Source organism: Pectobacterium jejuense (assembly GCF_026800125.1).
GTDB classification, from domain to species: Bacteria; Pseudomonadota; Gammaproteobacteria; order Enterobacterales; family Enterobacteriaceae; genus Pectobacterium; species Pectobacterium jejuense.
Genome location: NZ_JAPQKX010000004.1, coordinates 184,035 through 208,692, shown reverse-complemented (window position 1 = coordinate 208,692; position 24,658 = coordinate 184,035). Strand labels below are relative to the sequence as shown.

General features: G+C 57.5%; 15 protein-coding genes. 13 read left to right on the top strand and 2 right to left on the bottom strand.

Going from position 1 to position 24,658, the window contains the following annotated elements:
• Nucleotides 1–84: 84 nt before the first annotated feature.
• The gene (locus NXT09_RS09450; RefSeq protein ID WP_268579508.1) at nt 85–1,335 is read right to left on the bottom strand and encodes an MFS transporter; all 1,251 of its coding nucleotides are present in this window, start codon (nt 1,333–1,335) and stop codon (nt 85–87) included.
• 343 nt (nt 1,336–1,678) lie between these two features.
• Between NXT09_RS09450 and NXT09_RS09445 the strand changes: the two genes are divergently transcribed.
• From NXT09_RS09445 to NXT09_RS09415, 7 genes are read left to right on the top strand one after another with little or no spacing between them, the layout of a single operon-like run.
• Complete coding sequence (locus NXT09_RS09445) at nt 1,679–2,875, top strand: isochorismate synthase (protein WP_268579507.1); 1,197 nt, start codon at nt 1,679–1,681, stop codon at nt 2,873–2,875.
• Nucleotides 2,872–4,500 (top strand): (2,3-dihydroxybenzoyl)adenylate synthase, encoded by a 1,629-nt coding sequence (locus NXT09_RS09440; protein WP_268579506.1) that lies wholly within the window; start codon nt 2,872–2,874, stop codon nt 4,498–4,500. The genes NXT09_RS09445 and NXT09_RS09440 overlap by 4 nt, the downstream gene beginning before the upstream one ends.
• Before the next feature lie 26 nt (nt 4,501–4,526).
• On the top strand, nt 4,527–5,402 hold the full coding sequence (locus tag NXT09_RS09435; protein ID WP_268579505.1) for an isochorismatase: 876 nt from the start codon (nt 4,527–4,529) through the stop codon (nt 5,400–5,402).
• Nucleotides 5,399–8,542, top strand: a complete 3,144-nt coding sequence (locus NXT09_RS09430) for a non-ribosomal peptide synthetase (RefSeq protein ID WP_268579504.1) — start codon at nt 5,399–5,401, stop codon at nt 8,540–8,542. The genes NXT09_RS09435 and NXT09_RS09430 overlap by 4 nt, the downstream gene beginning before the upstream one ends.
• 5 nt (nt 8,543–8,547) lie before the next feature.
• A complete protein-coding gene (dhbA, locus tag NXT09_RS09425) occupies nt 8,548–9,318 on the top strand; it encodes a 2,3-dihydro-2,3-dihydroxybenzoate dehydrogenase (RefSeq protein ID WP_268579503.1) in 771 nt (256 codons plus the stop codon).
• Between the two features lie 22 nt (nt 9,319–9,340).
• The gene (locus NXT09_RS09420) at nt 9,341–15,703 is read left to right on the top strand and encodes a non-ribosomal peptide synthetase (RefSeq protein ID WP_268579502.1); all 6,363 of its coding nucleotides are present in this window, start codon (nt 9,341–9,343) and stop codon (nt 15,701–15,703) included.
• Nucleotides 15,700–17,814 (top strand): amino acid adenylation domain-containing protein, encoded by a 2,115-nt coding sequence (locus NXT09_RS09415; RefSeq protein WP_268579501.1) that lies wholly within the window; start codon nt 15,700–15,702, stop codon nt 17,812–17,814. The genes NXT09_RS09420 and NXT09_RS09415 overlap by 4 nt, the downstream gene beginning before the upstream one ends.
• A 543-nt stretch (nt 17,815–18,357) precedes the next feature.
• Here NXT09_RS09415 and NXT09_RS09410 read toward each other — a convergent pair.
• Nucleotides 18,358–19,377, bottom strand: coding sequence for an IS110 family RNA-guided transposase (locus tag NXT09_RS09410; RefSeq protein WP_268579500.1), 1,020 nt, complete (start codon nt 19,375–19,377; stop codon nt 18,358–18,360).
• 49 nt (nt 19,378–19,426) lie between these two features.
• Here NXT09_RS09410 and NXT09_RS09405 point away from each other — a divergent pair, with 49 nt between their 5' ends.
• The 6 genes from NXT09_RS09405 to phnP all read left to right on the top strand — a co-directional run bounded on the left by NXT09_RS09405 (nt 19,427) and on the right by phnP (nt 24,296).
• The gene (locus NXT09_RS09405) at nt 19,427–20,221 is read left to right on the top strand and encodes an alpha-D-ribose 1-methylphosphonate 5-phosphate C-P-lyase PhnJ (protein WP_268579499.1); all 795 of its coding nucleotides are present in this window, start codon (nt 19,427–19,429) and stop codon (nt 20,219–20,221) included.
• A complete protein-coding gene (gene phnK / locus NXT09_RS09400; protein WP_174871844.1) occupies nt 20,218–21,006 on the top strand; it encodes a phosphonate C-P lyase system protein PhnK in 789 nt (262 codons plus the stop codon). Before NXT09_RS09405 ends, phnK begins: the two co-directional genes overlap by 4 nt.
• Nucleotides 21,007–21,027: 21 nt before the next feature.
• A complete protein-coding gene (gene phnL / locus NXT09_RS09395; RefSeq protein ID WP_095701505.1) occupies nt 21,028–21,774 on the top strand; it encodes a phosphonate C-P lyase system protein PhnL in 747 nt (248 codons plus the stop codon).
• The gene (gene phnM / locus NXT09_RS09390) at nt 21,764–22,900 is read left to right on the top strand and encodes an alpha-D-ribose 1-methylphosphonate 5-triphosphate diphosphatase (protein ID WP_268579498.1); all 1,137 of its coding nucleotides are present in this window, start codon (nt 21,764–21,766) and stop codon (nt 22,898–22,900) included. Before phnL ends, phnM begins: the two co-directional genes overlap by 11 nt.
• Before the next feature lie 2 nt (nt 22,901–22,902).
• Nucleotides 22,903–23,472: a ribose 1,5-bisphosphokinase gene (phnN, locus tag NXT09_RS09385; RefSeq protein ID WP_268579497.1), complete on the top strand. Its 570-nt coding sequence runs from the start codon at nt 22,903–22,905 to the stop codon at nt 23,470–23,472.
• A 71-nt stretch (nt 23,473–23,543) separates the two neighbouring features.
• Nucleotides 23,544–24,296 (top strand): phosphonate metabolism protein PhnP, encoded by a 753-nt coding sequence (gene phnP / locus NXT09_RS09380; protein ID WP_370690932.1) that lies wholly within the window; start codon nt 23,544–23,546, stop codon nt 24,294–24,296.
• Nucleotides 24,297–24,658: the final 362 nt, after the last annotated feature.

Sequence of the window (24,658 nt, the reverse complement as noted above, 5' to 3'; positions counted from 1 at the left end):
CATCCAAGAGTGGAAAAAATATCCCCGTAAATAGCGTGTTGTATTGCGTATATTGCCGATCCACTCGTACGTGAATCGATCGGTTTATTGCCCTGTAGCCTGCGCAGGCTGGCGTGCGGCCATCTTTCGGCTGCGTTCAGCCAACTGCGGAATCAGGCGCATGGTCAGCAGCATGGCAGCCAGCGCAAAGACGGCGCTGGCGATAGCGAGCTGTGAGAAGCCGTCAATTTTTCCCTCGGCAGAGGTGCTCAGATAAGCGGCAGACGCGACGCTGGCAAGCCCCGATGCTACGTTGGCCGCGGTTCCCTGATAGGACATAAACGCGGCACGCTGATGCGGCAGTGGAATACCTGCGGTAATCGCCAACGTGCTGCTGGATCGCGCTGCGCTGAGCGCCATGAACAGGGTGAACACCAGATACAGGGAAAGTGAAAAAGGCAAAACGAAACCGCAGAGAATCACAACGGCCAGCAGCAGCGTCGTGACGACAATCGTCCGGCTGGCATATCCCCGATCCAACAGACTGCCACACAGTTGCATGGTCACCATGCTTGCCAGTCCACCGCAGAGATAGAGCAGGGAAATATCGTCCCGCGGGAAAGCCAGATTGAACTGAAAGTAGTTGGAAAAATGAGGGATCAGCAGGAAATGACCGAACATTTGTAGCGACATGATCGTCAGCCCCAGCAGGAAAAGCGGCGATGCCAGCAGGTCATGTAATACCGAAGTGCGCGCTGTCGTGGGTGACGAACCTTGCTGAACCCGGTGCGTTGGCGGCATTGAAGGAAAGCGCCACAGCACCAACAACACCAGCAACAGACCGCCAAGGCCGAAAGTATAAAACGGCGCTTGCCAGTTAATACGGTGCGCTAACTCTAGTGACAGCGGCATGATGACAATCGCCGCGAGCGAAAAGCTCATGCCGACATACGCCAACTGCTTTCCGCGCTCGTTGGCCGGCACAATATCGACAACCGCCGCCATCAGGACGCCAGATGCCGGCCCGGCCACGCAGCCCGCCAGAATAAACAACAGTAGAAGATGGGTTTGGCTGGTGGCAAACATGCAGGCGGCCGTCAGGCCGAAGCGCAGCGTTAGCAGCACGATCAGGGCATGTTTACGGTTAAATCTGTCCAGATAGGGAGCGGCGAGGAAGCCGACAATGGCAGAGGCAAACGTTGCGCCGCCGCTAATGTAGCCGATGTTCTTGGCATCCATCGACAGTGCACTGATGAAATCGGGGCCTAACGGCATCACCATCATCAGGCTACCAAGGGAAAGCATGTTAATTAGCAACGCCAGATGCACAACAGATCGGGTGTGCGGGCGGTACATGCTTTCATCCATGACAGGCTCACATTTAGACACAGTTAGTAAAATATTTGCGCAGTCTAGCGCAGCTTAATTTTCCTGACAATGAATGATAAGTATTTTCATTATCATCTGTGATGTGGGTTTTATAATCAATACATTCCTGTTGCTAACCATTATCCATTCTGAAACATGCACAAAAAAATTGATTAACATCAATATAACCCCTAATTATAGGGCGTGAATAACCATTCTGTGGAAGGATTGACCGAACACGTTACTTCAGTGTAATTTAACTGCGCTTAATATAAATGATAATGATTTTAATAATCATTGGTATTTAATTTGCGAGCGCAGGAGCTGTCTTGTGGATACACTGATTACAGAAACTGAAGCATCTAGCGGGCTAACCTATTCGGAACAGACCGCTTTTTTATATGCATCGGAACACCGAAGCCTTTCTACTTCTGGCTTATTTGAACGTATTTCTTCCCCTGTTTGTGTTCCGGGCTCGCACGATGACAGGCTTAGCCCTGCAATCGCGCAGGCATTCCAGCGAGCGCGTCAGGCAGGGCAGTCGCTGCCTATTGTTGTGGGGGCGATACCCTTTGATACCACGCAACCGTCTTGTCTCTATGTCCCTGATAGTTATACCGTTACGACGAAGTCTGAACTCGTCAGCCGTGCCCGTAAGCACACGGCTGCGGGTCCTACCGCGTTAACGTTAAACAGCGTCCCGGACGAATGTCAGTTCAAGTCCATCGTGGCAGAGGCCGTTGAGCGCTTCCGCCGTGGTGAGCTGAGCAAAGCGGTGCTGTCACGTATTCTGGACATTGAGCTGGCGAGCCCCGTTAAGGCGCAAACGATCCTCAATAACCTGATGGTGCAGAACGCGGGTGGCTATCACTTCTCGCTGCCGCTACCGGACGGTTCGGTCTTGCTGGGGGCGAGCCCGGAACTGCTGCTGCGTAAGCAGGGGAACGTCATTGTCTCTAATCCGCTGGCGGGATCGGCGCGACGAATGAACGATGAACATCTGGATTACCTCAACAGCCAGCGCCTGCTGAAATCGGGTAAAGACAAGCACGAGCATAAGCTGGTGGTGGACGACATCCGCCAACGCCTGATGCCGCTGTGCGCGTCGTTAACGATTCCATCGGCCCCTTCGCTGATGCACACCGCTTCCATGTGGCACCTGTCTACCGCTATCCGCGGTGAACTGGCGAACCCCGCCATGACGGCGCTTCAGGTCGCCTGCCAGCTCCATCCGACCCCCGCGTTGTGCGGCTTCCCCACGCAGGAAGCGCGCCAGCTGATCGCTGAACTGGAACCGCACGATCGTGGCGTATTCAGCGGCATTGTCGGCTGGTGTGATGCCAACGGCGATGGTGAATGGGCGATAGCGATTCGCTGCGGCACCATCAAACACAACAAAGTCCGCCTGTTTGCCGGTGCGGGTATTGTTGAGGCGTCCGTCCCCGAGGATGAATGGGCTGAAACCGCCGCCAAATTAAACACGATGCTGAATGCGTTTGGGCTTAACTCAGGTGTGGATGGACTATGAGCATTGAATTTACGCCCTGGCCAGAGGAACTGGCACAGCGTTATCGCGACAAGGGATACTGGGTCGGCCTGCCGTTAACGGATGCCTGGGAACGCCATCTGGTGACACAGCCTGACGCCGTTGCGGTGGTGTGCGGTGAGCGCCAGTGGAGCTATCGTGAACTGGATCGACAGTCTTCTGCGCTGGCATCGCGCCTGACGGAAAGCGGACTGCGCTGTGGTGATACCGCGCTGGTGCAGTTGCCGAACGTGGCCGAGTTTTATCTGACCTTTTTTGCGCTGCTGAAAATGGGCGTCGCGCCGGTTAACGCGCTGTTCAGCCATAACAAAATGGAGCTGCTGTCGTACGCCACGCAGATCGAACCGCGCTTACTGATCGCCTCCGTTGAACATCCACTGTTCGGTAACGGTGAGTTTCTGGATCGGCTACAGACGCAGGTTCCCCGTCTGCAAACGGTGGTGATGCTCGGCGACAGCCCGCTGGGGCACAGTCTGTCAGACTGGCTGCAGCCACGCGCGTCGACCAGCCAGTATCAGCCTTCTGCGTCGGGACAGGTGGCTTTCTTCCAGCTTTCTGGCGGCAGTACCGGTACGCCGAAGCTGATTCCCCGCACTCATGACGATTATTACTACAGCGTGCGCCGCAGCGTAGAAATTTGTGAGCTGACGCCGCAAACCCGCTACCTGTGCGCCTTGCCCGCGCCGCATAACTTCCCGTTAAGTTCGCCCGGTTCGCTCGGCGTATTTTACGCCGGCGGACGCGTCGTGCTGGCCCCGGATCCGGGGGCGATGACTTGCTTCCCGCTGATCGAACGCCATCAGATCGATATTACCTCACTTGTGCCGCCCGCCGCCGCGCTGTGGATCCAGGCAGCCGAACAGTTTGGTGGCGCGCTGCGTAGCCTGAAAATCTTGCAGGTGGGTGGTGCGAAGCTGAGTGAAACCGTCGCGCGTCGTATTCCGGCGGTATTGGGCTGCCAGCTACAGCAGGTGCTCGGGATGGCGGAAGGGCTGGTGAACTACACCCGACTGGACGACAGCGACGAGCACACATTCACGACGCAAGGCTATCCGATGAGCCCGGACGATGAAGTGAAAGTGCTGGATATCGACGGCAATCCGGTGCCGAGAGGCGAAGCGGGTTTGCTGGCGACGCGCGGTCCGTATACCTTCCGCGGCTATTACCGCAGCCCGGAACACAATGCCCGCGCCTTCGACAGCGAAGGTTTCTACCACTCGGGCGATGTGGTGCAGATGACTGAGGATGGCTATTTGTGCGTGGTCGGGCGGGAGAAAGATCAGATTAACCGAGGCGGTGAAAAGATTGCCGCGGAAGAGATCGAAAACCTGCTGCTCAAGCATGACGGCATTCTCCATGCCGCGCTGGTGTCCATGCCCGATCCGATTATGGGCGAAAAGAGCTGCGCTTTTCTGGTGGTCAGCGATCCCTCGCTGAAAGCCATTACGTTAAGAAAATATCTTCGTAATCAGGGGATTGCTGAATTCAAACTGCCGGACCGCTTCGAGATGATCGACACCTTGCCCGTTACGCCGGTTGGCAAGACTGATAAGAAATCACTCCGTCAGCGCATCCAGACCCAACTGAGCACTCAAGACCGAACGTAGTATTCAAAACCAATAAGGATTTTGTGATGGCAATCCCTTCTATTGCTTCTTATCCCCTGCCGCGCGCACAGGATTTCCCTGAGAACAAAGTTTCCTGGGCGTTTGAACCCGAGCGCGCGGTGCTGCTGATTCACGACATGCAGGACTATTTCGTGAATTTCTATGGCGCGGACAGCCCGCTGGCGCAGCAGTTGATCGAGAACATTGTGGCGTTGCGAACCTACTGCAAAGCACAGGGGATTCCGGTGGTGTATACCGCGCAGCCGAACGCACAAAGCGCGGCCGACCGGGCGCTGCTGAACGACATGTGGGGCGCAGGGCTGAATAATCATCCTGAAAAACAGCGCGTCGTGAGTGCGCTGGCACCAGATGAGCACGACACGGTGCTGGTGAAGTGGCGCTACAGCGCATTCCACCGTTCACCGCTGGAACCGATGATGAAGGAGATGGGCAAAAATCAGCTGATCATCTGCGGCGTTTACGGGCATATCGGCTGCATGATTACCGCGACGGATGCCTTCATGCGCGATATCAAGCCGTTCATGGTCGGCGATGCGGTGGCGGATTTCTCACTTCAGGAACACCAGATGGCGTTGAAATATGTGGCTACGCGCGCCGGACGAGTGGTTAGCACGGCAGAACTCACAGGAGCAAAAATGGCACAGGCACTGACGAAACAGGGATTGAGAGCGCACCTGCTGACCTTGATCGACGAAGAAGAAGATCAGTTCGATGAAGATGAGAACCTGATCGACTACGGTTTGGATTCTGTGCGCATGATGTCGCTGCTGACCGAATGGCGTAATCAGGGCGTCACGCTGAGCTTTGTCGATCTGGCACGTAATCCCAGCCTGAATGCCTGGTGGACGCTGATCGAAAAACAGCAGGGAGCCGCATCATGAAGCCCTTGAGCGTTGCGCAGCGCGGACTGTGGTTAGGCCATGCCCTGAACGATGATAAAGCGACGTTCAACACGGCGGAGTGCATCGCGTTTGATGGCAAGGTCGACATTGAGGCCATGCTGAGCGCGATCCGTCAGGCGGTCATGGAGTGCGAGTGCCTGTACTGCCAGTTTGTTGAGGTTGCCGGTGAACATGCTGACCAGCCGGAAGTCGGCTTTGTGGCTTCACAGCTGCCAGTACCGATTGGCGTGCTGCCGATTATTGAACTGTTGCCTGCGCCGATGAAGGATGAAGAGCAGACGATACGCCAGTGGGCGCGCGAGGAAATCGCCCAGCCGCTGGATTTGCTGAACGGATTACCCTGCCGTTTTGCGCTGCTGTGCGGTGAAAAGCGTGATTTTCTCTACAGCTGTGTTCACCACATCGCGCTGGACGGCTTTGGCACGACGATGCTGTTTCAACGTATCGCCCAGATCTATACCGCGCTGACGGCGGGGCAACCTGTGGCGGTGGCGGAGTTCGGCCCGTTTAGCGAGGTACTGGAAGAAGAACAGCAGCGCGATGCCAGTGGGCAGACGGCGCAGGCGCGTGATTTCTGGCTGGAAACGCTGAATGCGATGCCGGAACCGGCCAGCTTCAGCGAGAAGAAAGCACCGATTGCGGCGCGTTTTTTGCGCCAGAGCAGCGTGTTGCCGACGGATATCTGGCAGCCGCTGACGGCGCTGTGTGAAGGCAACAAAATCAGCTGGCCGGATCTGTTTCTGGCGATGCTGGCGACGCACCTCAAGCTGGTGTCCGGCAGCGACAGACTGACGTTCGGCATGATGGTGATGAACCGTATCGGCTCTGCCTCGCTGACGGTGCCGAGCATGCAGATGAATATCGTGCCGCTGTGCATTCAGGTGGATGAGCAGGCGGACTTTGTCACACTGGCGCAGCAGGTTGCCCGCACCAAACGCACGCTGCGTCGTCATCAGCACTATCGCTATGAGCATTTACGGCGCGATCTGAACCGCGTTGGTGGTGAACAGCGGCTCTTCGGCCCGCTGATCAATATCATGCCGTTCGATCATCCGCTCAACTACGGATCGTTGTCGTCCAGTACGCTGAATCTCAGCGCTGGGCCGGTAGAAGATCTGACGATCGAGATCCATTTCAAACCCGATGGCACACCGGTATTGGATTTTGATGCCAACCCGGCTTGTTACAGCGCGGAGGCGCTGGCCAGCCTGCAAGAAACGCTGTTCACGCTGCTTCAACGCTGGCTGGCACAGCCGCAGCAGACCTGCGGCGAGTTGTTAGGACGCTGGCTGCGTGAAGAACGTGAACTGGCGCTGATCACCAGCCGCGAGCCTGAACCCTTTGTCGAACCGGTTCTGACGGCGATTGCCAAGCAGGCGCGTAAAAACCCGCATCATCCAGCGCTGACGCAGCGCGACCGGCAGTATAGCTACCAGCAGTTGCTGGATCTGAGCGGTCAGGCCGCTGCGGCGCTGCATGAGCGCGGCGTTCAGCCTGGCGAGCGCATCGGCATTATGCTGAACCGCAGCCCTGAAACCATTATTTGCCTGCTGGCCGTGATGCAGTGCGGTGCGGTGTATGTGCCGCTCGATCCTGAACAGCCGCACGAACGTCAGCAGCACATCATCCAGATTGCCGGGCTACGCACGATTGTGACGCAGGCGGATTACCAGCATCGGCTGGCGTCGGTCTTTTCCGGCGAGATCGTTCTGGCGGGGCATCTTTTGTCATCCAGCGCACAGGCCGCCGCGCTGCCGCCTGTGGAAGCGAGGGTCGGGCAGATTGCCTATGTGATGTTCACCTCGGGATCGACTGGATTGCCGAAGGGCGTGGAGATCGGCGCCAGCGCGTTGGATCACTTCACGGCAGCGGCACGTCAGCGCTACGGCCTGCGTGCAGCGGATCGCATGCTGCAATTTGCTCCGTTCAATTTCGATGCCAGCATTGAAGAAATTTTTGCCACGCTGACCAGCGGTGCGACGCTGGTGCTGCGCACCGATGAGATGCTGGAATCGATTCCGACCTTTGTCGAACAGGTCGAAGAACAGGGGATTACCCTGCTCGATCTGCCGACCGCATTCTGGAACGAATGGGTGGTGGGGCTGAAAACCGGCACGCTGAACATGCCTTCTGCACTGCGCGCCATCATCATTGGCGGTGAAGCGGTGTACCCCGAGCAGTTGGCGCAGTGGCAACGCCATGCGCCGAACACGTTGCGCTTAATCAACACCTATGGCCCAACCGAAACCACGGTGGTGGCGACCAGCTGCGATCTGCAAACGCAGTCTTCCGATGTGGCACAGCTTCCTATCGGTCTGCCGCTGGCGGGTGTCAACGCGTTGATTCTGGCGGCGGGCGACCGCCCAGCGGCAGAAGGAGAACTGGTGCTGCTGGGGCCAATGCTGGCGGCGGGTTACATCGGTACAGAACACACGGCGTTTACGCAAATAGCGGTGGGCGATCAGGCGCTTCCGGCTTATCGCACCGGCGACAGAGTTCGGCTGGAGAAAGGGCAGCTGCTGTACCTCGGACGCATGGACAACGAATTTAAAATCAGCGGCTACCGGATTCAGCCAGGGGAAGTCGAAGCCCATCTGCTGGCGCAGCCGGACGTTGATGAAGCCTGCGTACAGGGCATTGTTTACCCCAACGGCGTGCGGCGTCTGGTGGCGTTTGTCGCCACGAAAGCAGGCGAGATTGATGCGCGTGCGCTGAAACAGCGTCTGGGCAGCGTGCTGCCGCCAGCGATGATCCCGACCGATTACCGCGCCTTCCACCAGTTGCCGAAAACCGGCTCCAACAAGGTCGACCGTAAGCGCTTGCTGGCGGAATACCGCGATGAGGCACCGGCGCAGGCGTTAGCCAGCGAAACCGAGAACCGGGTCAGCGCCATCTGGCAGCAGATCCTCGGCGTGTCGGGGATCCAATCGCGGGATAACTTCTTCGAACTGGGCGGACAGTCGTTGCAGACCATCCAGATCGTTAACCGTCTGGCCGCTGAATTTTCCGTCAGCATCAAGGTGTCTGATGTGTTTGATCATCCCCAGCTCAGCGACTTCTGCCGCTATCTGGACGACAGGCTGTCACAGGATGAAAACAGCGTGGAAATGGTGTGGTAGGGAAAATGATGAACAAGGCACAACCTCTTCAGTTTGATTTCAGCGGCCAGACCGTCTGGGTCACCGGTGCGGCGAGCGGCATTGGCGAAAGCATTGCCCGCCAGTTTGTCGCACTGGGCGCGAACGTGATCGGCTTCGACCGCACATTCCGGCATCAGGATCATCCGTTTACCTGCGTGACGCTAGATATCAGCGAACCGGACAGCGTGGCGGCGGTCTGTCGCCAGCAGTTGTCAGAAACGGGACTCGATGTTCTGGTCAACGCCGCCGGGATTCTGCGTTTGGGTGACATCGATGCGCTGAGTGTGGATGACTGGCACCAGTGCATCAACGTCAACGCTTCTGGTGCGTTTTACTTGCTGAACGCACTGGTTCCGCATTTCAAGCAGCAGCGCCGTGGCGCGATTGTCTGCGTCGGCTCCAATGCCGCGCATGTTCCCCGTCTACAGATGGCGGCGTACTGCGCCTCGAAAGCGGCGCTCACCAGCCTGTCTCATTGTGCCGGTCTGGAGCTGGCGCCTTACGGCGTGCGCTGCAATCTGGTGTCGCCGGGTTCGACGGATACGCCGATGCAGCGCGGCATGTGGCACAGCGCTGATGCCGAACAGCGCACTATCGCGGGCTTTCCTGACCAGTACAAACTGGGTATTCCGCTGGGCAAGATTGCTCAGCCGGAAGAGATCGCCAATACCGTGGTTTTTCTGGCTTCCGATCTGGCCAGCCACATCACCATGCAGGACGTGGTGGTGGATGGCGGGGCAACGCTGACGGCCTGATTTGCTGAGAGAATGACAAGTCATGAAAGATATCGTAACGCTGTTAAAGCAGCTGGAACGGCAGGGCGTTCGTCTGGCGTTGAATGCACAGGGACAGCTGATTTCGCAGTCCAACAAAGACGCGATCACGGCGGACATTGGGCGCACGATTAAGGAAAACAAAGACGCCATCGTGCGCTGCCTGACGGCGCAGCAGGCGTTTGAGCGCCCCATCACGCCGCAGAATGCCACGTCTGGCCCGCTGTCGTCATCCCAAAGCGGACTGTGGTTTATCGAACAGTACGAAGAGCAGTCACACCTCTACAATATGCCGGTCTATTTTCGCCTGACTGGAACGCTGGATGTGGCCGCGCTGGAGTTTGCCTTTGACGCGCTGGCGCAGCGCCATGCCAGCCTGCGCACGCGCTTTGTGGTCAATGAACAGGGCAAGGGTGAACAGCGTATCGATGCCTATCAACCGTTTGTGATACAGCATGATGACTTCTCGCTGCTGCCGGAAGCCGAGCGGGAAGGGCGTTTACAGCAGCAGGTGAAAGCGGAAATCAGCCGGCCGTTCGATCTTACGGCGGGCGATCTCACTCGCGTGCGGCTGGTGAAAATGAGCGAACGGGTACACGTGCTGATGATCACCCAGCACCATATTATTTCTGATGGTTGGTCGGTGAAGAATATGTTTGCGGACTTCAAACCGGCTTTTCTGGCCTGTCAAAATCGCCAGCCTCACCCCGTCGAGCCGACCCAGCTTAACTATATTGATTACGCACATTGGTTCAATTCGGCGTCGTTTCTGGATTACCACAACGAATTCAAGCCGTTCTGGGTTGAGCGACTGACGGGGATCCCCGAAGTGCACAGCCTGCCGCTGGATAAAACCCGTCCGGCGCACCAGAACAGCGGCGGTGAGGTGATCTTCTCCGCGATCAACAACGATCTGTGGGATAAATTCAAACGCCTGTGCCAGCGCTACAATACGTCTAACTTCATTGGTCTGCATGCGGTGTTTTCCCTGATGCTGGCGCGCATCAGCGGTGAGAAAGACATCGTCATTGGTTCGCCGCTGGCCTACCGCGAGCGGCCGGATATCGAAGATGTCGTCGGCTTCTTCGTTAACACCATCGTGCTGCGTACCCAGTTGCAGGACAGCCAGAGTTTTGTCGATTACCTGCAATACTGCCGCGAGCAGGATCTGTCGGCTTTCGATCATCAACTTTACCGTTTTGAAGCGCTGAGCGAGGCGATCGGCTCCGATCGCACCACCGCGATCAACCCGATCTTCCAGGTGATGCTGGTGTATCAGGCCAAAGTGGATTTCAACGATCTGATCCCCGGTTGTGATGCAGCGGAAGAAACGTCGCCCGTGCTGCCTGCGAAGACTGATATTTCGGTCAAGGTGACGGAGCTGATGGGCGAGGTACGGCTGGACTGGCTGTTTGCGACCGCGCTGTTTGAGCGCCAAACGATCCAGTATTACGCCGACCGTTTTATCCGGCTGATTGAGGCCGTGGTTGAGGCACCGGAAACCGATGTTTGGCATCTGCCGCTGATGGAAGCGGATCGCTTTGCCGCCGTGTTGGCGGAAAGCCAGCAGCTGCCGCGTAGCTATCCGCAGCCGCAGCTGACGGTAACCGACGTGATTGAAGCCATCGCCCAGCGCGATCCCCAGCAGTTGGTGATAGCCTTTGATGGCGAACAGCGCACCGATACGCTGACGTACGCTGAGCTGAACAGGCAGTCGAATCAACTGGCGCACTGGCTGCACCGTCAGGGGCTGGGCGAACAGTCGCTGGTTGGCGTGCTGGCGAAGCGCGATCGCTATTTTGTTATTGCGCTGCTGGCCGTCTGGAAAGCGGGTGCTGCCTATGTGCCGCTGGATCCCGACTATCCGCCGGAGCGGCTGCGCCACATCATTACCGATGCCAATCTTGCCGTGATTCTCGGCGGCGATGGGCAGCAGCTGGCGCAGTGGTCTACCGAACAGTGCATCGATCTGACCGATCCGGCCGTTGTCGCACAGTGGCACGATCTGCCGGGCGATGAACCGCCAGCAATTCCGCGCCATGCGCAGCAGCTGGCACAGGTGATCTACACCTCGGGGTCGACCGGTCTGCCGAAAGGCGTCATGATCGAACACGGTTCGTTGATCAATCTGCTGGACGATCATCGCGATCGTATCGATTTCACGCCGCAAAGCACCATGTTCAACTGCATGTCGCTCTCATTTGACGCCGGTAACATGACGACGCTGCTGCCTCTGAGCAGCGGTGGCACGTTGGCGTTTGGCGAGCCCAACGATCGGGCGATTGTGCAGGCTGAACAGGCGGGTGCGACGCACCTGATCCTGCCAGCGGCGCTGATGTCGATTCTCGATCCACAGCACGTTAATGGCATTCAGGCGATTGGCATGGGCGGTGAGGCCTGTCCGAACGCCGTGGTGGAAAACTGGGCCGATAAGGTCGCGCTGTACAACATGTACGGGCCGACAGAGTGTACCGTCACCGCGTTGAGCACCCGCCTGCGTAAAGGTCAGCCTGTCACCATCGGGAAACCCATCGCGCATATTCAGGCGCTGATTCTGGATGCGGCCGGGCAACTGTGTCCGGCGGGCGTACCGGGTGAACTGTGTCTTGCCGGGCTTGGTCTGGCGCGTGGCTACCTCAACCAGCCGCAGATGACTGCCAATCGCTTTGAGCACATCACGCTGCACGATGTGAACCATACCGGACAAGGTACAGCGACGCTGCGCATTTATCGCACGGGTGACAAGGCCAGACTGCTGAACAACGGCGACTATGAATACTGTGGCCGTATTGATGAGCAGATCAAGCTGCGCGGCTACCGCATTGAGCCGGGTGAAATCGAGGCACAGCTGGCGGCGGTATGTCCGTCGCTGAAGCAGGTTAAAGTCATCGTGGCACAGGTCGGGAACCGTCCGGCGCTGGTCGCCTATGGCACGGTGAAAGCCGGTAGCAGCAGCCCAGAGCCTGCCGCCGTGCTGATTGATGTCGCGAAGCACCTGCCGGAATACATGGTGCCTTTCCGGCTGATTCTGCTGGAAGACATGCCGCTGACGCCGAACGGCAAACTCGATACGAAACAGCTGCCACCAGTGCTGGAAGCCAGCGAGGGCGACGGCGAAGCCGATAATCCTCTGGAAGCGGACGTACTGGCGATTTGGCGCAGCGTGCTGAATACGCCGCTGGGCGTTGAGGATGATTTCTTCCGCTTAGGCGGCGATTCCATCCTCAGTATTCAACTAACGACGCGCCTGCGCAGCGCGGGCTATGTCTGCACGGTGAAAGACGTTTTCGAGGCAAAAAGCGTACGGCGTTTGTGCCGCGTGCTGGCACAGAATACCCATGACACAGGGATTATCGCGGAGCAAGGCACGCTGGAAGGCGAATTCGCGCTGCTGCCGATTCAGCGCTGGTTTATGGAACAGCCGCTGGCACGCCCTGAACACTGGAATCAGGCGGCGATGATTCAACTGCCGGACGTGGATACTGAACGCCTGACTGCGATGTTGCAGGCGCTGATGGCGCAGCATGACGCGTTGCGTCTGGCCAGTGATGCCGACGGACAGCGCTATCTGACAGATGTGCCTTGCCCTACATTGCAGACGCTGGATTATAGCCAGATCGGTGACGACGGCCTGCAACAGGCGTTTACCGCGTTGCAGAGTGAATTCGATCCCGCGCAGGGAAGAACGATGGCCGCTGCACTGGTTCGGCACCATCCGCAGGCGGACACGGCGGTGTTCCTCGCTTTCCACCATCTGGTGATTGATGCCGTGTCCTGGCGCATTTTGGTCGACGATCTGGAGCAGCTATATCTCGGTGAGCCGCTGTTGCCGAAAACGTCGAGCTATCGCCAGTGGGGCATGGCGCTGAGTAACTATGCTACACAACATGCGGAACAGCTGACGTACTGGCAGGCGCAGGAAGACGGTGTGGATCAGACGGCGCTGCTGGCGGCGAAAGATCCGCAGGGTCAGGCCAGCGCCGCGATTCTGACGCTGGACGCGGAAACTACGGGCCAACTGGTGAGTGAGGCCAACCGTGCCTTTAATACCGAAGTCAGCGATTTGCTGCTGGCAGCGCTGACGCGCACGCTAAACGATCTCGGCTGGGGCGACAAAGCGCGCATCATGCTGGAAGGGCACGGCCGCGAAGCGATTGATCCGACGCTGGATGTCAGCCGCACGGTGGGATGGTTTACCAGCACCTATCCGGTGTGTCTGCAAGATCGCTCCGACTGGGCTTCTCTGATTCAATCCAGCAAGGAACAGCTGCGTCAGGTGCCGGATAAAGGCGTCGGGTTTAATCCGCTGCGCTACCATCACCCGCAGGGCGGTTCGCTGACGCTGTCGCCGATTGTGTTCAACTATCTCGGGCTGTCGGTTCAGGCGGCTGGCGTGTGGCGTCCGGTGGATGTCGCACCGGGAGGCTGCGTCGCGACGGAGAATAAACCGGCGGAGGTTATCAGTCTCCACGGCGGTATTACGGGCGGACAGCTGACGCTGCGTCAGGTGGGCTGCCTTAACCAGCGTGACAGCGAACGCCTGATGGTGCGGTTGACGGAAAATCTGCGTGCGCTGACGGCAGCCTGTTTGGCACAGGTAAGCCACGGCACCGCCTTTACCCCCAGCGACTTCCCAGCGGTGACGCTGAGCCAGACGCAGCTCGACAGCCTGTCGCAGCGTTATGATATCGACACGCTGCTGCCGCTGTCATCGCTCCAGCAGTCGATGTTGTATCACCGCCTGCGCTGTCCGCAGGACGATGCTTACCATCTGCAAACGCCGATCCGCTATGCGCAGGCGCTGGATGTGGAAGGCTATCGTCAGGCATGGCAGCGTCAGATTCAGCGTTTCCCGGCGCTGCGTGCCGCGCTGGAAAGCGAGTGTGCCAGCGTGCAGGTGATTGTGACGCAGGCAGATCTGCCTTTCTACTATCAGGATGTGGCGCAGGAGTCCGATCCGCACGCGGTCATCGAGCGCTATCGCCAGCAGGATTTACGCACCGGATTTAACTTGTCGCAGCCGCCGCTGTTGCGCATTGCCTGTTTCCGTTTAGGTGAGCAGGACTATCGGGTGCTTCTGAGCTGTCACCACAGCGTGATTGATGGCTGGAGTGGTCCACAGCTATTGGGCGCAGTGCATCGTGATTATCTGCTGCTGATGCGCGGTGAAACATTTATGCACGGCGAAACATCCGCGATTCAGTCGGATCGTGCTTATGTGGATCACGCGCTACACGCCGTAGCGCAGCAGCCCACTGTCGATGCCTTCTGGCAGCAGCGGCAGCCGCTGCTGACGCAGACGAACGATGTAGCGATGCTGTTTGCGGCGGCGGGGAAACGCGCCGATCTCAGCCAGCATCTGACGCAGGTTGAACCGCAGGTTACCGGCGTGAGTCTGAACGAACAGGATCAGGCTACACTCATTGCCTTTGCCCGCGAGGTGGGCGTCACGCACAGCATTATCGCGCAATACGCCTGGCACCGGCTGCTGGCGCGCTCGACCGGCGATGCGGTCAGTATTGTCGGGAACGTGCTGTCGGGCAGGGAAAGCCCGGTGGAGGACGTGGCGAGCAGCGTGGGTCTGTACATCAACAGCCTGCCGCTGGCGCTGAGCTGGCAGCAGCCAGTGTCGCTGCAACAGCATCTGGTGCAGTTGCAGAATGAGCTGATGGCGATGAACCAGCATGCTACGCAGTCGCTGATTGCGCTGACGGCCGGACGTCCGCGTCTGTTCAACAGCCTGTTTATCTATGAAAACTATCCTGGCGCAAAAGCAGAACCGAGCCAACGTGCTGATGAGCCGCATCGGTTATCTCCCGAATTCTCAGCTGCTTATGAAAAAGTCGAGATGCCGCTAAATCTGGTGGTGCGTGAACAGGCGGGCTGCATGCTGCTGCGCTTCGAGTTTGATGCCGATGTGTTGGACAGCGCGCAGGCGCGTCGGGTGCTGATGCGTTGGCATGACGAAGTGGTGGCGCTGGTGAATAGTTCACCGCAGCAGCCAGCCGAGATTATCGGACATAATAAAGCACCCGCTGCCGTGGCGGCACGCGACAAGACACAGCAAACCGTACTGGGTAACCACGCTGGCTCGCCTGATACGCCGTCTGCCCAGTCGCTGCTGCGCGTGTGGGCGCAGACGCTACGTCTCAGTGAACTTAGCCTCAGTGAATCCGGCCTCTGGTCGCAGACGCTGTGTGAAAGCGGTGTCGATTCGCTCCAGCGTATTGCGCTGGCACAGGCATTGAGCCGGGCGTTAGCGCAGCCGGTGAGCGTGGCGTTACTACAACGTTACCCGTCACCACAGGCACTGAGCGGGTATCTGGCACAGTCGAAGGTTACCGCCAATGAGGAAACGCTGTCATGACAGGGAACGATGAAGCAGGGGGGAATCCGCTGGCGGATATCCAACAGCCCACGGCCTTCGGGCAGCGGGTGGGTGCCGCGCACGGTGAACAGCGGCACAGCAGTGAACTGATTCAGCATTATCCCACGTCTCTGGTGAGCGCGGCGTGGAGCTGGCTGCTGTACAAATACAGCGGTGAAGAGCAGGTGTGTGCGGCGCTCGTCACGGCCGATCTTCCTGACAGCGTGAGGCCATTGATCGCCAATTTTCAACAGCGCGATCGTCTCGTCAGCGAGTGGATCGCTGCCGTGGGATCGTCATGCGATCCGCAGTCTGCGTCAGAGATGCTGACCACAGATACCCAGCATGCGCTGTTTAGCAGCCTGCTGATCGTGGGGGATATGGCATCGTTACCTGTGGTAGTACAAAAAGCGGCGCAAAACGTGGCGTTGATCGTGCAGGTTCAGAACGATCGGGTCATTCTGACTGCGCCTGACGGGCAGTTCGACAATCGGCAGCTACAGCGTATTGCCCGCGATCTCACGCAGCTACTTGATGGCCTGCTGGCATTGCGCTGGGAACGGCTGGCACAGATTCGCCTCAGCCCGCAGGTGGTGCCGCTACCGCACAGAGCGACAACGCTTGCGCTGCATGATGAACTGCTGGCACGCCTTGCTCAGGAAACGCGTCAGGATCGCGTGGCGATCGTCTTTCAGGAGCGCGAAATTCGCTATCGGGAACTGCTGCAACGCGTGGCGCTGATTCAGCAGGCGCTGGCGACGCAGGGCGTGACGGCCGGTCAGCACGTGGGGCTGCATCTTAGCCGTCAGCCTGACACCGTGGCGGCGCTGCTGGCCTGCCTGTTTTCTCAGGTGACGTTTGTGCCGCTGGAGCCGGATTTTCCGGGAGAGCGTCTACAGGCGATTCAGCAGGAAGCGGCGTTGGCAGCGGTCTTGCAGGACGGTTATACCGGCGGCTCGCTGGCGTTTGACTGCCCGATACTGAACCTGTGTGATTTACCGTATGCCGCCAGTGATTCTACGGCGAGCGTACAGTTGGCGCGGACCGGTGGACCGGAAACGGCGGCCTACATGATGTTTACCTCCGGTTCGACGGGGAAACCAAAAGGCGTGGTGATTGGTCAGCGGGCGCTGCAAACCTTTATTCATGCCAGCGTAGAGCGACTGGCTTTAACGGATAAAGCCAACTGGCTGCTGATTACCACGCTGGCGTTTGATATCTCCATGCTGGAAGTGTTTGCGCCGCTGTGGGTTGGTGGCGTGCAGCATCTGACTACGCATGAGGAATACAAAGATCCGCAGGCGGTGGCGGCCTATTTGCAGACTCGGCCGGAGATCAACGTCTTGCAGGCCACGCCTGCGTTTTGGCGCATGATGTTCAAAGCAGGCTGGCAGGGCAAACCCGATCTGGTGGCGTTGTGCGGCGGTGAAGCGCTGGATCTGCGCTTGGCACAGCGTCTGGTTAGCCGTTGCAGGACGCTGTGGAACTGCTATGGGCCGACCGAAGCGACAATTTGGTCGCAGATGGCGCAGATTGATGGCGCGGTGTTGGAGAACCAGCACACGGTCGCGCTGGGCAACACGCTGGCGGGCTATCAGCATCTGGTGATCGATGACGATCGTCATCCGCTGTCGGAAGGGATGGTCGGCGAACTGTGTATTCTCGGTGACGCGCTGAGCAGCGGATACTGGCAGCGTGACGATCTGACGCAGGATCGTTTTATTCAACAGGTGGAATCCGGGCAGAGAATGTACCGCACCGGCGATAAAGTCCGGCTGCTGGCGGACGATCGTTATCAGTATCTGGGGCGTTTCGACGATCAGGTGAAATTGCGGGGATTTCGCATCGAGTTAGGGGAAATCGAGGCACAATTGAAGCGGATCGAGCAGGTGCAGGATGCGGCCGTCAAACTTCAGGGGGAGGGGGATGAGGCGGTGCTGGTCGGTTACGTGGAATATAAACCTGACTCGGAGATGACCAAACTGGCGCTGCGCAAACAGCTGCATCAATTCTTACCGGCTTACATGGTGCCGGGGCGCATTGTGGTGCTCGACAAACTGCCCAAAACCGGCAGCGGTAAGGTCGATCGCAAGCGTTTGACGGACGTCTGATAGTCAGTGGGGCAGCGGTGCTGCCATTTCACTGCGATGAGCGGTTTCCTGATCACATTCTATGTGAATGCGGAGATGGTTTCGTGCGCCATAATACTGCTATTTTCATGCTACCTCGTAGCACGCGCCCGCACAGGGCGGCTCAGTTGCCGTCGCCCTGTGAACCCTGGCTTCCGGCTAAATTATGTCGCTGCGCGATACCTTCGTCGGTATCAGGCTTAACGGACCGCTTGCGACACGCTCCCGGCGTGGCGCAAGCTTTCGCCGCGTATATGGACGCTCCCGGTTGAACAAGGCATTTTTCAGCAAGATGTAAAATCGGTAACTGCAGGCATATATCCGGTTTCTGATGAGGCTTCTGCGCCCCGAACCATGATGAAATCCGCCAGGTGAGAACCAAGCATCCACTACGGGCTATCGTGCCCATCGGCGAACCGGTTTACCTCACCTGCGGTCTTACCTGTTTTGCCATCTTTTTGATTACACCTGCAATTCCGGACTGCATTTTACCCTTTGTGAACCCCAGCAAAGACTGAGCGGTACTCAGGCTACCGTAGGGGGGCGATATTCGGTTTCATGGACCAGCATCGACCACAGTATCCGCGCTGTTTTACTCGCCTGTGCCACTACTGCAACATTGTAATTTTTGCGTTTCAGCAATCCGTCGAGCCACCGCATGTCTTCCCTGTGTCGCTCAATCACGGAAGCGACTGCCCGGGCTCCGTGAACCAGAAGATAACGGAAGTAACCATCGCCCCGTTTGCTTATCCGCCCCAGATGCTGTTTGCCTCCGCTGGAATATTCACGCGGTGTCAAACCCATCCAGGCTGAGAACTGTTTTGCACAGCTGAACTGCTTTCCGTCACCCACTGACGCGACCAGATACGTCGCCGTCAGCAGTCCGACGCCAGGCACTTTTGTCATGCGTTTACAGGCTGCCTGTGTTTCGGCCCATGACTCCAGTTGTTGTTCGATAAGCTCCAAATGGTCATCCAGCGCATCAATATGCGCCATCTGCCGTAATGCGCTGGCACGAACGAACGGGGATAGCTCATTTTCTCCGTCTTCAAGAATTTCTGGAACGCCCTGCTTCAGCGCTTTTCTGCCTGTTGCCATCACAAAACCAAACTCGCTCAGCATGGCCCGCAAGCTGTTCGTACAGGCGACCCGTTCCCGGATAATGATATCCCGCTCCGTATGAAGGGCGAGTACAGCCTGCTGGTCAACGGTTTTGACCTGAACAAAACGCATATTGGGCCGAGTAACGGCTTCGCAGATGGCTTCCGCATCCGTCGCATCGGTCTTGTTGGTTTTGACGTAAGGCTTGACGTACTGCGGTGGCATCAACCTGACCTGATGGCCGTGGCGGATAAACATGCGGGCAAAATGGTGGCTGGATGAACACGCCTCCATCCCAATAAGACAGGGTTCGAGACGGATAACGAACTCAGCAAACTTTGCCCGCGAGAGTTTCTTTTTCAGCACGGTCTGGCCGGTGTGATCGACACCATGAAGAACGAAAACGTTTTTTGCCAGATCGATACCAAGGGTAGATACTTGCATTTGGACGCTCCTTCTTTTGAGATTTGACACTCATACTCTGGCACATCTGATGCCGTTAAGATGGAGCGTCCATCTCATTATCCCTGGGCATCAGGTGCCGTTCGGTAGCCGGGAAATGCCCATGCCTTACGGCTGGGGCACCGGCGGCATTCAAATCACCGCCAGCATTATCGGGCCGGACGATACGCTAAAAGTGATCGATCAGGGATCTGATGATACGACCAATGCAGTATCGATCCGCGCCTTTTTCCGCAAGGTGGCACAGGTATCAACCACGGAAAAGACCAGTGAAGCGACGCTGATCCAAACGCGACACCGCATTCCTGAAACACCACTTAAAGAGGATCAGATCCTGATCTTTCAGGTGCCGATCCCCGAGCCGCTGCGCTTTATTGAACCGCGCGAAACCGAGACGTGCAAAATGCATGCGCTGGAGGAATACGGCGTGATGCAGGTGAAACTCTATGAGGATATAGCACGGTTTGGGCACATCGCCACGACTTACGCCTATCCGGTGAAGGTGAACCATCGCTATGTCATGGATCCGTCACCCATCCCGAAATTCGACAACCCGAAGATGGACATGATGCCCGCGTTGCAACTCTTTGGTGCCGGGCGCGAGAAGCGGGTCTATGCCGTTCCGCCCTATACCTCGGTAGAAAGTCTCGATTTCGACGATCACCCTTTCACAATACAGCAGTGGGACAAGCCGTGTGAGCTGTGTGGTGCGCGAGACAGCTTCCTTGATGAAGTGGTGATGGACGATGACGGCACGCGCATGTTCGTCTGCTCCGACACCGACTATTGCCAGCAGCGCCAAAGCCAGGGAGGAGAACCGTCATGACGACAGAGCATCACGCATCCGACAGCCCACTGCTCGATGTGCGGCACCTCACGCACCTGTATGCACCGGAAAAAGGCTTCCGCGACGTGTCGTTTCAGCTGTGGCCGGGGGAGGTTTTAGGGATTGTCGGCGAATCGGGTTCAGGGAAGACCACGCTGCTGAACGCGATCTCTGCGCGGCTGGCACCTCAGGAAGGTGAAGTTATCTACCGCAACGCCGAGCAGCAGACGCTCTCGATCTATGACATCAGCGAACGGCAGCGGCGTGCGCTGGTGCGCACCGAGTGGGGGATTGTCTGGCAGCATCCGCTGGCGGGATTACGCCCCACGGTGTCTGCGGGCGGCAATATCGGCGAGCGGCTCATGGCAATCGGCAATCGGCATTACGGCGATATCCGCAGCAAGGCGGCGCAGTGGATGGAAAACGTCGAGCTACCCGAAAACCGTCTGGACGATTTACCGACCACGTTTTCCGGCGGGATGCAGCAACGCCTGCAGATCGCACGCAATCTGGTGACGGCACCGCGGCTGATCTTTATGGATGAACCTACTGGCGGGTTAGATGTATCGGTACAGGCGCGGCTGCTCGATCTGCTCAGAACGCTGGTTGTGGAGATGCAGCTTTCCGTCGTCATCGTGACGCACGATCTCGGCGTCGCCCGCCTGCTGTCGCACCGCCTGCTGGTGATGCAGCGTGGGCGAGTCGTCGAGCAGGGATTGACGGACAGGGTGCTGGACGATCCGAGTCACCCTTACACCCAGCTGCTCGTTTCTTCCATTCTGTAAATCCAGACAAAAGGACGCTTGATGGATACGCAATTACGCATCGAGAACGTTGATAAAACGTTCGTGTTATATAACCAGCAGGGCACAAAATTGCCGGTTTTCCACGACGTTAGCCTGTCCGTGAAAGGCGGTGAGTGTGTGGCGCTGCACGGGCATTCAGGAAGTGGAAAATCCACGCTGCTGCGTTCTCTGTACGGCAACTATCAGCCTGATGGCGGGCACATTTGGGTTCGCCATCGCGAACGTTGGGTTGATATCGTCAATGCGGACGCACGCCATGTGCTGGAAATCCGCCGTGAAACCGTGGGCTGGGTCAGCCAGTTTCTGCGCGTCATCCCGCGCATTAGCACGCTGAACGTGGTTATCCAGCCGTTGCTGGAACGCGGTATGTCTCGTCAGGAAAGCGAGATTCGCGCCGGTGAACTGCTGACGCATCTGAATGTCCCTGAGCGGCTCTGGTCGCTTGCGCCCGCTACCTTTTCCGGCGGTGAACAGCAGCGCATCAATATTGCTCGCGGGTTTATTGGTGATTACCCGATCCTGCTGTTAGACGAACCGACAGCGTCGCTGGATGCTAAAAACCGACTGGCTGTCACACAGCTCATCAACAATGCGAAAGACAAAGGGTGTGCCATCGTCGGTATCTTTCACGATGACGAAGTGCGTCAGGAGGTGGCCGATCGCCTTTACACGATGTCAGTGAACGCCATGTCGATGAATACGCTGCCGATCGCTTCCAACGCTCAGGAGACCGCAAATGATCATTAATAACGTCAATATGGTGCTCTCACGGGAAATTATTCATGGCTCACTGGAAGTGCGCAACGGCGTGATTCACCACATCAGCGACAGGCACAGTCGTCATCCCGGTGCGCTGGATGGCGAACAGGCCTGGCTCCTGCCGGGGCTTGTCGAGCTACATACGGATAATCTCGATAAGTGTTTCACGCCGCGCCCCGGCGTTAACTGGCCTTCTGAAGCGGCGATGCGCAATCACGACGCGTTGATTATCGCCAGTGGGATCACCACCGTACTGGATGCCGTCGCGGTAGGGGATGTACGCGATGGCGGGCATCGGCTTGAGAACCTGCGGCGCATGACGGATGCGGTATTGCACAGCCAGCAGCATGGCACCAATCGGGCGGATCATCATTTGCACCTGCGCTGCGAACTACCGCATCAGGATACCTTTCCCCTCTTTGAGCAGTTAGCAGATATTCCGCTGGTCGCGCTCGCGTCATTGATGGATCACTCTCCGGGGCAGCGGCAATTCTCCTCTCAGGAGAAATATCATCAGTATTACAAAGGCAAGTATCACCTGAATGATGCGCAAATGGCCGCGTTTGAAGAGGAGCAACTGGCCGGTTCACGCCGCTGGTCGCAGCCTAACCGCGAGGCGATTGTCCGTCTTTGTCACGACAGAGGAATCAAGCTGGCCAGCCATGACGATGCGACGCCGGAACATATCAGCGAAGCCCATCAGCATCGTGTCGCTATTGCTGAATTCCCCACTACCGAGATCGCGGCGCAGCAGGCAAATGGCGTTGGCATGAATGTGCTTATGGGCGCGCCGAATGTCATCTGCGGCGGCTCGCATTCCGGCAACGTGTCGGCACATCATCTGGCGACGCTTGGCGTGCTTCACATTTTATCTTCGGACTATTATCCGGCTAGCCTGCTGGAGGCGGCCTTCATGATCGCAGAGGATGAACGCAATGATTACGACTTGCCGCGAGCGATAGCGCTGGTCAGCCACAACCCCGCTCAGGCGCTGCAATTTGACGATCGCGGCTGCATTGAAGAAGGGCGTCGAGCCGACCTGCTGCTCGTCAAACGGCACGCGCCACAAATGAAGCTGCTGCGCGTGTGGCGTCAGGGCGTCCGGGTATTCTGATCATGACGAAACTCATCTACCTCATTGGCCCTTCCGGCGCAGGCAAAGACAGCCTGCTGCGGGCGATTCGCCAACTGTCGCTGCCACGCCTGCTGGTGGCGCATCGGTACATTACCCGTCCCGCTGAAATACAGGGAGAGAATCACATTGCGCTGACCCCGGAGGAGTTCGCGAACCGCCAGCAGCTTGGCCTCTTCGCGCTCCATTGGCAGGCGCATCAGTGCCACTATGGCATCGGGATAGAGATTGATGACTGGCTACAGCGAGGGAATGACGTCATCGTGAATGGTTCACGGGCTTACCTGACTCAGGCGCGTGAACGCTATGGCAACACGCTGTTTCCGATATGCCTGACTGTCTCTGAATCGGCACTGCGAGAGCGGCTACGCGCCAGAGGGCGGGAAAGTGAACAGCAAATTGCCACGCGTTTGCAGCGTGCTGAAGAAGAGCAAAGCCGGTTAGCAAACGACTGTGTTTTATTGAATAACGACGGCGATCTGCAACGCACCTTATCCACCTTTCGGTCGCTTCTGCCGTTCGACAGCGCCTGTAAGACGCGCCGCGAACGATAGGCCGAGTGGCAAACGCTCCGGAGAGCAGGAGAAAACCGATGGCAGCAAATATGGCAGCAAATAGTGACGGGATCGTTTTTCACTTTTTGGGAACCGGCGGCGCACAGCAGGTTCCCGCCTTTGGCTGTGAATGTGAAATTTGCCAGCAGGCGCAACGTGATGAAAAAAAACGGCGTCGTGCCTGCTGTGCGGCAATCACAACACAAGACCGGATCATCCTGATTGATGCCGGATTACCCGAGCTAGCGCCGTCTCTGCTTCCTTATCCGACTCGGCATATTTTGCTGACTCACTATCATATGGATCACGTTCAGGGACTATTTCCCCTGCGCTGGGGCTACGGCGATCCCATTCCTGTCTTTGGGCCCCCGGATGAAGCGGGCTGCGACGATCTCTTTAAGCACCCAGGGATTCTGCATTTTCAACCGCCTCTTGTGCCTTTCCAGCCCTTTGAGCTGGACGGCATAAGGATCACGCCGGTTCCTTTAATCCATTCCAAATTAACCTACGGCTACCTCATCCAGACGCCGACGCATACGCTGGCCTACCTGACCGACACCATCGGACTACCTCCTGAAACCGCCCAGTTTCTTGCATCACACTCGCTGGACTATGCGGTAGTCGATTGCAGCCATCCTCCCCAAACGACGCCACCGCGCAACCACAATGACGTTACCCGTGCGCTGGCGATCTTCACCCAACTGAATCCCAAACAGCTGTACCTGACCCACATCGGCCACGAACTGGATCGCTGGCTCCAAACGCAAACGCTGCTGCCTGAGAACGTCCATGCGGCGTATGACGGGCTGGTGTTGGGGTTGTAGGGATGGGCTATACGTGAGAATACGGTTTGGTGGATATTTTGATTTCCCGTGTTACCTGTAATAATAATGACATTAGCTATATACATTCTGTACGGTTTATACCCAGCTGTGCTGAGGATAGCGTTATGCCGACGAAAGCAAAAGGAACAAATCGTACTGATTTTGTTCTCGAAGCTGTCCACTCTGCTAGAGAGGAAATGTTGCTTGATCTGAGAATCATCATGGATGTCCCCTGAAGCTTCTTGTGAATTTCTTGCCCGCTTGTGCCAGGCTGGCCACCTTCCTAAATGCCGAAATCCGCAAAACTATGTAAACTCCCTCACCGTGGGCACAGGATAAATGCTCTCCGCTCCTGAGCTACT

Excerpts from the sequence above, each read along its gene's own strand:
- NXT09_RS09430 (WP_268579504.1), top strand. The coding sequence starts at position 5,399 with ATGAAGCCCTTGAGCGTTGCGCAGCGCGGACTGTGGTTAGGCCATGCC.
- NXT09_RS09410 (WP_268579500.1), bottom strand. The coding sequence starts at position 19,377 with ATGCAAGTATCTACCCTTGGTATCGATCTGGCAAAAAACGTTTTCGTT.
- NXT09_RS09435 (WP_268579505.1), top strand. The coding sequence starts at position 4,527 with ATGGCAATCCCTTCTATTGCTTCTTATCCCCTGCCGCGCGCACAGGAT.
- NXT09_RS09450 (WP_268579508.1), bottom strand. The coding sequence starts at position 1,335 with ATGTACCGCCCGCACACCCGATCTGTTGTGCATCTGGCGTTGCTAATT.
- NXT09_RS09405 (WP_268579499.1), top strand. The coding sequence starts at position 19,427 with ATGCCGTTAAGATGGAGCGTCCATCTCATTATCCCTGGGCATCAGGTG.
- NXT09_RS09415 (WP_268579501.1), top strand. The coding sequence starts at position 15,700 with ATGACAGGGAACGATGAAGCAGGGGGGAATCCGCTGGCGGATATCCAA.
- phnM (WP_268579498.1), top strand. The coding sequence starts at position 21,764 with ATGATCATTAATAACGTCAATATGGTGCTCTCACGGGAAATTATTCAT.
- phnL (WP_095701505.1), top strand. The coding sequence starts at position 21,028 with ATGGATACGCAATTACGCATCGAGAACGTTGATAAAACGTTCGTGTTA.
- dhbA (WP_268579503.1), top strand. The coding sequence starts at position 8,548 with ATGATGAACAAGGCACAACCTCTTCAGTTTGATTTCAGCGGCCAGACC.
- phnK (WP_174871844.1), top strand. The coding sequence starts at position 20,218 with ATGACGACAGAGCATCACGCATCCGACAGCCCACTGCTCGATGTGCGG.
- phnN (WP_268579497.1), top strand. The coding sequence starts at position 22,903 with ATGACGAAACTCATCTACCTCATTGGCCCTTCCGGCGCAGGCAAAGAC.
- NXT09_RS09420 (WP_268579502.1), top strand. The coding sequence starts at position 9,341 with ATGAAAGATATCGTAACGCTGTTAAAGCAGCTGGAACGGCAGGGCGTT.
- NXT09_RS09440 (WP_268579506.1), top strand. The coding sequence starts at position 2,872 with ATGAGCATTGAATTTACGCCCTGGCCAGAGGAACTGGCACAGCGTTAT.